Origin of the sequence: Treponema primitia, from assembly GCF_046533075.1 — a bacterium.
In the GTDB taxonomy this organism is placed as follows: Bacteria; Spirochaetota; Spirochaetia; order Treponematales; family Breznakiellaceae; genus Termitinema; species Termitinema primitia_B.
Window position 1 is genome coordinate 60,825 of record NZ_JAJQRB010000064.1, and the last position, 8,385, is coordinate 69,209.

9 protein-coding genes are annotated in these 8,385 nt (G+C 49.9%); 8 read left to right on the forward strand and 1 reads right to left on the reverse strand.

Annotation, left to right across the window (positions count from 1 at the left end):
• Window positions 1-9: 9 nt before the first annotated feature.
• The 6 genes from LQZ19_RS13475 (at window position 10) to LQZ19_RS13500 (ending at window position 6,277) form a co-directional block, all read left to right on the forward strand.
• Window positions 10-1,188, forward strand: coding sequence for a TraB/GumN family protein (locus LQZ19_RS13475; RefSeq protein ID WP_411048195.1), 1,179 nt, complete (start codon window positions 10-12; stop codon window positions 1,186-1,188).
• 60 nt (window positions 1,189-1,248) lie between these two features.
• Window positions 1,249-2,730, forward strand: coding sequence for an urease accessory protein UreH domain-containing protein (locus tag LQZ19_RS13480; protein ID WP_411048196.1), 1,482 nt, complete (start codon window positions 1,249-1,251; stop codon window positions 2,728-2,730).
• 138 nt (window positions 2,731-2,868) lie between these two features.
• Window positions 2,869-3,345, forward strand: a complete 477-nt coding sequence (locus LQZ19_RS13485; RefSeq protein ID WP_411048197.1) for a DUF2318 domain-containing protein — start codon at window positions 2,869-2,871, stop codon at window positions 3,343-3,345.
• A 115-nt stretch (window positions 3,346-3,460) separates the two neighbouring features.
• Complete coding sequence (iolG, locus tag LQZ19_RS13490) at window positions 3,461-4,480, forward strand: inositol 2-dehydrogenase (protein WP_411048198.1); 1,020 nt, start codon at window positions 3,461-3,463, stop codon at window positions 4,478-4,480.
• Between the two features lie 26 nt (window positions 4,481-4,506).
• Window positions 4,507-5,334 carry a transketolase gene (locus LQZ19_RS13495; RefSeq protein ID WP_411048199.1) on the forward strand — a complete coding sequence of 276 codons (828 nt, stop codon included), beginning with the start codon at window positions 4,507-4,509 and terminating at the stop codon, window positions 5,332-5,334.
• Between the two features lie 7 nt (window positions 5,335-5,341).
• Window positions 5,342-6,277, forward strand: a complete 936-nt coding sequence (locus LQZ19_RS13500) for a transketolase family protein (protein WP_411048200.1) — start codon at window positions 5,342-5,344, stop codon at window positions 6,275-6,277.
• Window positions 6,278-6,280: 3 nt separating this feature from the next.
• Here LQZ19_RS13500 and LQZ19_RS13505 read toward each other — a convergent pair whose 3' ends face one another.
• On the reverse strand, window positions 6,281-6,766 hold the full coding sequence (locus LQZ19_RS13505; protein ID WP_411048201.1) for a YchJ family protein: 486 nt from the start codon (window positions 6,764-6,766) through the stop codon (window positions 6,281-6,283).
• Between the two features lie 284 nt (window positions 6,767-7,050).
• On the opposite strand from LQZ19_RS13505, the gene LQZ19_RS13510 reads away from it, so the two are divergent.
• A complete protein-coding gene (locus LQZ19_RS13510) occupies window positions 7,051-7,425 on the forward strand; it encodes a hypothetical protein (protein WP_411048202.1) in 375 nt (124 codons plus the stop codon).
• Complete coding sequence (locus LQZ19_RS13515; protein WP_411048203.1) at window positions 7,386-8,123, forward strand: ATP-binding protein; 738 nt, start codon at window positions 7,386-7,388, stop codon at window positions 8,121-8,123. Before LQZ19_RS13510 ends, LQZ19_RS13515 begins: the two co-directional genes overlap by 40 nt.
• The last annotated feature ends 262 nt before the right edge of the window (window positions 8,124-8,385 follow it).

Here is an 8,385-nt window from a genome sequence, read left to right on the forward strand (position 1 = left end):
GCTATAATTATGAAGGATACCCATGTTACGGTTAATCTGCCGGGTAGAGAAATTATTCTTATCGGTACTGCACATGTTTCCAGGGAAAGTATTGAGGAAGTTGCCGGGGTAATTCGGGAAGAAAAGCCGGACCAGGTCTGTGTGGAGCTGGATGCCGGACGCCATGACTCCATGACCCAGAAGGATAGCTGGGAAAAGTTGGATGTGGCCAAGGTTTTTCGGGAGGGCAAGGGTTTCCTCCTCATGGCTAACCTGGTCCTTTCCAGTTTTCAGCGCCGTATGGGGGCGGAACTGGGGGTTAAGCCCGGGGAGGAGATGAAGATCGCTATTGATACCGCTACGGAACTGGGGATTCCCTATACCTTTTGCGACCGGCAGATACAGACCACCCTCAGCCGCGCCTGGGCCCGCTGCGGGTTTTGGAGCAAGAGCAAGCTCCTGGCATCCCTTGTTTCCAGCGCATTTACCACAGAAAAACTAAGCGAGACTGAAATTGAAAACCTGAAAAAACGCAGCGAGCTGGACGGTATGATGTCGGAGCTGGCGGACTACCTGCCTACGGTAAAGGAAACCCTCATCGACGAGCGTGACCAGTATCTGGCAGCGAAGATTTGGGCCGGCGGTACGTCAAAGCAGGTCGCCGTGGTTGGGGCGGGGCATCTTATGGGGATTAAGACCCACCTGGAACAAATCGCCGCCGGAAAAGAAAACGCCGATGTTTCGGAGCTGGACAAAATACCCCCGCCTTCCCTGTTCTCCAAGATTGCGGGGTGGATCATTCCGGCTATTATCGTAGCAATCATCGTCCTGGGCTTTTTCCGTGCCGGCGCCGGTGTAAGTCTATCCATGCTGCTCCACTGGGTGCTTTGGAACGGCTCCCTGGCCGCTTTGGGTACCCTCATCGCCCTGGGGCATCCCCTGTCTATTCTGGTGTCCTTTGTGGGCGCCCCGATTGCCACCATCAATCCCTTTATCGGGGTTGGCCTGTTTTCGGGCATCACCGAAGCTACCATGCGGAAACCCCGGGTCACCGACGCCGAGGCCATCTCCGACGATGTTTCCAGCCTGAAGGGGATCTACCGGAACCGGATTACCAAGGCGCTGCTGGTGTTTTTCCTTTCCTCGGTGGGGGGTATGGTAGGCAACTTTATTGCCATTCCTTCTTTGGCGGGGTTGCTGGGAAAATAAAACCCGTAAAATTCTTTTTTCTTCACAATTTCAACATATTCTTGGTGTAACATCCATATTATGGAAACCGGTGTAAAAACCAAAAATTTGCGTATTGACGGCATGACCTGTGTGAACTGCCGGAACAAAATTGAAAAAACTCTGCGCGGTACCCAGGGGATCGTAAAAGCCGATGTGGACTACAATACCGGTACTGCGGTGGTTTCTTACCAAACGGAAACCATTACCATCCAGGAAATAACTTCGATCATTGAAAAACTTGATTATCACGTTTATACCGGCCATGCTGCGGGAAATTCCTTTAACCGTACCATAAGCTCCCTGGTTATTATCGCCGCCCTTTTCCTGCTGGTCCGCAATCTGGGGCTTATCACCCTGTTTAATGCCTTCCCCTTGGCAGAGGCGGGGATGGGTTACGGGATGCTTTTTGTTATAGGGCTTATCACCTCGGTCCACTGTATCGCCATGTGCGGGGGGATAAACCTTTCCCAATGTGTACCCAATGGGAACCGGGGGGGCAGCGGTACTACCGCCATGCGGCCGAGTCTTTTGTACAACCTGGGCCGGGTAATCTCCTATACCGTAGTGGGGATCATCGTGGGCGCCCTGGGTTCGGTGATCAGTTTTTCCGGGGCCATGAAGGGGGCGGTACAGATTGCCGCCGGGGTCTTCATGGTGATCATGGGAATAAATATGCTGGGTATATTCCCCTGGCTGCGGCGTCTTACCCCAAGGATGCCCGGTTTCCTTGCCCGCCGTATTGAGGAGAAAAAGGGCCATAGTAATAGTCCCCTCTATGTGGGCCTATTAAACGGCCTTATGCCCTGCGGCCCCCTCCAGGCCATGCAGCTCTACGCCCTCTCCACCGGGAATCCTGTTACGGGCGGCCTGTCCATGCTGCTCTTCAGCCTGGGTACCGTACCCCTGATGTTCGGCCTGGGCGCCCTGAGTTCCCTGTTGAGCAAAAAGTTTACCCGCACCGTGATGAGCGCGGGCGCAGTTCTTGTGGCGGTTTTGGGGTTGATTATGTTTACGAACGGCTGGAGCCTTTCCGGGTTTTCCGATCCCTTCGATAATACGGCTGTATCTGCCGGCCCGGCATCCGCCGCTTCGGGAATAGTCGTAGAGGATGGGGTACAGCTGGTAAACACTACCCTTCTGCCGGGACAGTACCAGCCCATCGTGGTGATGGCGGGCATCCCGGTAAGGTGGACCATCGAGGCGCCGCCGGGGAGCATTAACGGCTGTAACAACCGGATGATAATCCGCGAGTACGGCATTGAACACAAATTTACTGCGGGAACCAACACGGTTGAATTTACCCCGGAAAAAACCGGCGTCTTCCGGTATAGCTGCTGGATGGGGATGATCCGCAGTAATATTACCGTAATTGAGAGCGGAGCGGAACTCCCCCGGGAAACAGTGATTTTGGAAGAGGATTACCTTGATGATGAAGATATTGCCGCCATGGCGGATTGGAGCGAAGAAGACGAGGCTGATTTTTGGAAATTGTTTGACGCAGAATTTCCTGATGATGAATAAAAGGGGGAAGGGATGGATATCCTGTTGACGCACTGGCATTGTATATTGCCGGCAATAGTAATTGTGATAGTCTCAGTTTTAATGAACCGGAAAAAATCTAAGGATTCTGAAAAATAGTTATTCCATGGAGGTATGGTGATGATGAAGAACAGGTTATGGATATTGGCAATGGTGATGATAATGTCACAGGCGGCGGGCGGCGCTCTCTGGGGGGCTGACAATTCCGGTCAAGCCCGCAGTCCCGTGGTGGATCAGGATCTGGTTATCCAGCTGAAGGATCTCTCCGGAACCGCCCAGTTTTACCCCGTGATTATCGAAGGGGTCCAAATGGAGGTTCTGGCGGTAAAAGCTCCTGACGGAAGCTACCGGACCGTATTCAATACCTGTCAGGTTTGCTACGCATCGGGCCGGGGATTTTACAAACAGTCCGGGACTGCACTGGTCTGTCAGAACTGCGGCAACCGTTTCCCCTTGAGCCGTGTGGAGGTATCCTCCGGGGGCTGTAACCCGGTGCCGATTTTCCCCCAGTATAAGGTCCAGGATGATGAGAAGATTGTTATACCCAAGGATTTTCTTATAAAAGCTAAAGGTATTTTTGCACGGTGGAAGGTTTAATGGGGCAAAAAAAACTTGACATGCCGGAAAAACAAGTCTACAGTTATGGTAACGTTTGCATATATGTATGAATCCTGACTAGTATTCGGCCATAATAAGCATGAAGGAGTTTCCTATGAATAAGGTCCGTATCGGATCTGTTGGACTTGGACGGCTGGGCTTGCAGCACGCGGAAAATATTGCGGGAAGGATTCAGAACGCTGAACTTATCGCTATCTGCGATGTGGATAAACCAAAAGTGGAGGAGACCGCTAAACGGCTTGGGGTCAAACACCAATTTACTTCTTTTGACGATCTTGCCGCCTGTAAAGATGTAGACGCCATTGTGGTAGTTTCTCCTTCTGCTCTGCATACCGGGCAAATAGCGGCGGCCATGAAGGCCGGGAAACATGTATTCTCGGAGAAACCCCTTGGGGTTACCGTGGCGGAATGCAAGGAAGCGGAGAAGGCGGTAGAAGCCCATTCTGATTTGGTGTTTATGCTAGGTTTTATGCGCCGCTTCGACGAGTCCTATAAATACGCCCATGACAAGGTTGTGGCCGGAGAAATCGGTAAGCCTGTACTGTTCCGTTCCTACAGCCAGGACCCGGAAAAGTTTATCCAGGGTTCTATCGCCTTTGCATCCCATTCGGGCGGCGAGTTCCTCGACATGTCGGTCCATGATATCGACCTGGCAAGGTGGTTTACCGGTTCAGAACCGGAGACGGTGTATGCAATCGGCGCTTGTTATGCCCATCCGGAATTTGCCGCTTACAAAGACGGAGACAATGTATCCTGTCTGATGAAATTCAAGAACAATTGCATGGTATTCCTCTTCGCCGGCCGTACCGCCCCCCATGGTTATAACGTGGAAACCGAGATAATTGGAACCAAGGGAATCCTCCGGATCGCTTCTGTGCCCCAGAAAAATTTGGTGGAAGTCCTTGATAATCACGGGGTTAGGAAGGAGTGCAGCGAGAATTTTCTCGAGCGCTTTGCCACCGCCTATGTTAATGAAGTGCAGGAATTTGTTAATTGTATTATTGAAAAACGCAAGCCGGCGGTAACGGTCTATGATGGAACCAAGGTTTCGGAAATTGCCTATACCTGTAAGGCGGCTTTTGAATCGGGAGAGCTGATAAAGTTCCATACATGATGTATAATAACAGGAGGAGTTGGATAATGGATAAAGAAAAATTGGCTTATGTAAAAGCCCAGGCCAAGGAGATCCGCAAGCTTACCATTGAAGAAATCGGTACCTTTGGATCAGGTCATATCGGGGGCGCCATGTCCATCGCGGATGTGCTTGCCCTTCTGTATTTTCACCGCATGAAGGTTGATCCTGCCCAGCCCCGGCTGAAGGACCGGGATCAACTGGTGGTTTCCAAGGGACACGCGGGACCGGTGGTGTACGCTACCCTGGCTCTGAAGGGCTTTTTCCCCAAGGATTGGCTTAAGACCCTTAACCAGGGGGGCACCAGGCTTCCCAGCCACTGTGACCGGAACCAGACCCCCGGCATTGATATGACCGCCGGTTCCCTGGGCCAGGGTTTTTCCGCCGCCCTGGGCATAGCCCTTGGGCTCCGGATCGACAAGAGCCCCGCCCGGGTCTATACGATAATCGGGGATGGGGAGTCCGATGAAGGGCAGATCTGGGAGGGCGCTCTTTTCGGCGCAGCCCAGCATATTTCAAATATCACCGCCTTTACGGATTACAACAAGCAGCAGCTTGATGGTTATACGAAGGATATCCTGGACCTGGGGGATCTCAAGGCAAAATGGGCTTCCTTCGGCTGGTTTACCCAGGAAGTAGACGGTCACGATTTAGGAGCCCTGGACGAGGCGATTGAAAAATCCATAGCCCAGAAGGATAAACCTTCGATGATCATCATGAATACTATTAAAGGAAAGGGTTGTAACTTCGCTGAAGGAATCGAGAAGAATCACAGCATGACCTTTGACCTTGCTAAGGCTAAAGAAGCCATTGCCGCCCTGGATGCAAAGGAGTAAATAATTTATGGAAACAAAAGAAATTCGCGCCGCCTATGTTGATACGTTGACTGAATTGGCTGCAAAAAATAGTAATATTGTGGTTTTGGAAGCGGACCTTATGGGCTGTACCAATACCGGAGTTTTTAAAAAGGCCTACCCGGACCGGTTTTATAACGTGGGCATTGCTGAAGCCAATATGGTGGGGATTGCCGCGGGGCTTTCCTCGGTGGGGAAGATTCCCTTCGCCGCCACCTTCGGCTGCTTCGCTTCCCGGCGGGTCTACGATCAGTTTTTCATTTCCGCCAATTACGCCAAGCTGAACGTCAAGCTGGTTGGTACCGATCCCGGGGTTACCGCGGCTGCTAACGGCGGTACCCATATGCCCTTTGAGGATCTTGCCCTGATGCGGGCCATACCGGGCTTAACCATTGTGGAACCCTCCGACGCCTGGAGCGGCGCCGCCTTTGTCAGGGAAGCGGTGGAAACCTACGGCTGTGTGTACTTCCGGTTCCCCCGCAAACTGGTTCCGGTACTGTATACGGAAAATGACAAGTTTCAGTTTGGGAAAGCCAAGCTTATTAAACCGGGGAAGGATATCCTTTTCGTAGCCCTGGGGAGCCTCATGGTGAACGAATCTCTTAAAGCCCGGGAAAGCCTGGCTGCCGAAGGGATCGACGCCGGGGTTCTGGACGTGCTTACCCTTAAGCCCATAGACCGGGAAGCGATACTGTCGGAAGCCGGTAAGGTAAAGGCGGTAATCAGCGCCGAAAACCACCAGATTAACAACGGCCTTGGCAGCGCTGTGGCGGAGATCCTTGCGGAAGAAGGTTTCCGGGGCAAGTTCGCCCGGATCGGCATCCGGGACGAGTTTGGGGAAGTAGGCTCCCAGGATTATCTGACCAAGCGGTTCGGGTTAGACTCCGGGTCGCTGGCCGCTAAGGCGAAGGAACTGCTTAAGTAGCTTTTATTTACCGCAGCAGTGTTTGTACTTCTTCCCGCTCCCGCAGGGGCAGGGTTCGTTGCGCCCTACCTTTGGGGCAGCCCGGACTATGGTCTTGGGGACTATATCCCCCTCATCGTAGAACCACTGGCTGTCAATTTTCTTAAACTTGGCTTGTTCGTGGTGTATATCCCGCAGGCCGTCCCGTTCATAGGAGGCTTCAAACTCCACGGTTCCTGTGGTATCGGCGCTTCCGCCCTTGGTAACCGAAAGTACCTTTAGCCCGAGCCACCGGGAACCTTCGCTCCAGGCCCGGGTTTCCTTTACATCGATTTTCTCCTTACCCTCCTGAACGCAGGTATCTACAATGTAATCAATAGCGTGTTCCGCATAGGCCGTGTAGCGGCTCCGCATCAACGCTTCCGCAGTGGGTGGCTGTTGTACTCCGGTGATGTAGGGTTCGCAGCATTCTGCGTAAGGGCGGCCGGAACCGCAGGGACAAGATTTCATAGGCTGGTATCCTTATTGGGTCATATTAATGCGAATTTTTTTCTCTGTCTATAGTTTTATCGGATTATAATTTGTCGATACTGGCCGGAGGTTATGGGAAAAGGCCCTTCCCGCCATGTCTTCCCCAGTATATAAGCGGCTATACTTTGAAAAATTTCATTCTTCTGATACCATGCTTTTGGGACTAAGCGCCCTATCTGAGCAGATTATGTTGACTGAACCAAGCCGGAAAATACTATTATCGCCTATTCGATTCTTGTGTACCTTTACCTCCAGATGAGTTGATGCGTCTGCTTAACGATAAACCGTCTTTTATATGGGAAACCAAACTGATAAAAAATGTTCGGAGAGATAATTATGATTGGGAAAAGCTGGAAAATTTTATCATTGATATAAAAAAATCAGACAGGGTATCCCCCTTTATCAAAAATAAAAATTTTGATGAATTATTGGATTATTATTTAATGGCCGATGGCGACTACCTTACTAATTTAGGTATCTTGTGGATAGGCAGACGGAATGACCGGGCAAAATTATCCTATGCTCCGGTTATTCAATTTTTGTTCACCGCCCCTATACGACACGGGGGGATATTTTTATCAATCTATACCCTGACCACTTGGAAATTAACAATCCGGGACGGCTTCCTATCGGTGTAACTCCTGCCAATATCCTTCATACTACGGTTAGGAGAAATGATAAACTGGCAAAAGTATTCTATGATCTGAAACTCATGGAACGGGAAGGTTCCGGGTATGATAAAATCTATGAAACCCTGCTCAGCAATGGGAAACAGCCACCCGAAACCAAGGAAGGTGAGGATAGCGTTAAAGTCATAGTCCGAAAAAAAATTATTAGAGCAGAAATTATTTTGTTCCTCAACAGAATCAATACGGAATATCCGCTGAATCAAAAGGAAATCATTTGCTTAAGTCTTATTGCTCAGTATAATTCCTTATCTGCCTTGGAGTTGGCAAAATTATTGGGGTTAACTGTTCAGGGCTCCATCAGAAACTGGTTGGGAAGACTACCGGAATACAACCTGATTAAAACCCATGGTAAAACAAAGGGAACTGAATATTTTGTTAACCCCAAAATTCTTCAGAAAACCAAATTCCGCGGTAAAACGACCCTCAAGGGAATTGAGAACCACCGCCTACAGGAGTTGATTTATAAAGATTTATCAACCTACCCCAATAGCTCCATAAATGATATACATGAGCGTATTGGTAAAGAAATAACACTAAGAAAAGTTAAAACTCTCATTGACCATATGCGGGTATCCGATGAAGTTCAATCCACTGGATTAGGACGCTGGACCCGGTATTCCATTATTGATACCACCATAAATGGCTAAATTTAAAGTGATTTATAAATGGGAAAATTTGTCGCTATAAAATTATTTCATTGTAATATAAAGAATTATAACAATAAATTCTATGCAAAATAAAACATAAAACAAGCAGGGGGATGTTGTTAAAAAATGTCGCTATCCCAAACCTGCTCAAGCTACCCGTTCCCGCATACGGCTCAAGCCTCAGCTAATTGAAGCGCTGGGAGGAGTCTCGGGAATGTACTAGCGATGATTTTGAACCTTTTTCCCCGCCCATATCCTTTTT

Bases quoted from the DNA above. Each gene is read 5' to 3' on its own strand.
- LQZ19_RS13475 (WP_411048195.1), top strand. From the start codon at position 10: ATGAAGGATACCCATGTTACGGTTAATCTGCCGGGTAGAGAAATTATT.
- LQZ19_RS13480 (WP_411048196.1), top strand. From the start codon at position 1,249: ATGGAAACCGGTGTAAAAACCAAAAATTTGCGTATTGACGGCATGACC.
- LQZ19_RS13485 (WP_411048197.1), top strand. From the start codon at position 2,869: ATGATGAAGAACAGGTTATGGATATTGGCAATGGTGATGATAATGTCA.
- iolG (WP_411048198.1), top strand. From the start codon at position 3,461: ATGAATAAGGTCCGTATCGGATCTGTTGGACTTGGACGGCTGGGCTTG.
- LQZ19_RS13495 (WP_411048199.1), top strand. From the start codon at position 4,507: ATGGATAAAGAAAAATTGGCTTATGTAAAAGCCCAGGCCAAGGAGATC.
- LQZ19_RS13500 (WP_411048200.1), top strand. From the start codon at position 5,342: ATGGAAACAAAAGAAATTCGCGCCGCCTATGTTGATACGTTGACTGAA.
- LQZ19_RS13505 (WP_411048201.1), bottom strand. From the start codon at position 6,766: ATGAAATCTTGTCCCTGCGGTTCCGGCCGCCCTTACGCAGAATGCTGC.
- LQZ19_RS13510 (WP_411048202.1), top strand. From the start codon at position 7,051: ATGCGTCTGCTTAACGATAAACCGTCTTTTATATGGGAAACCAAACTG.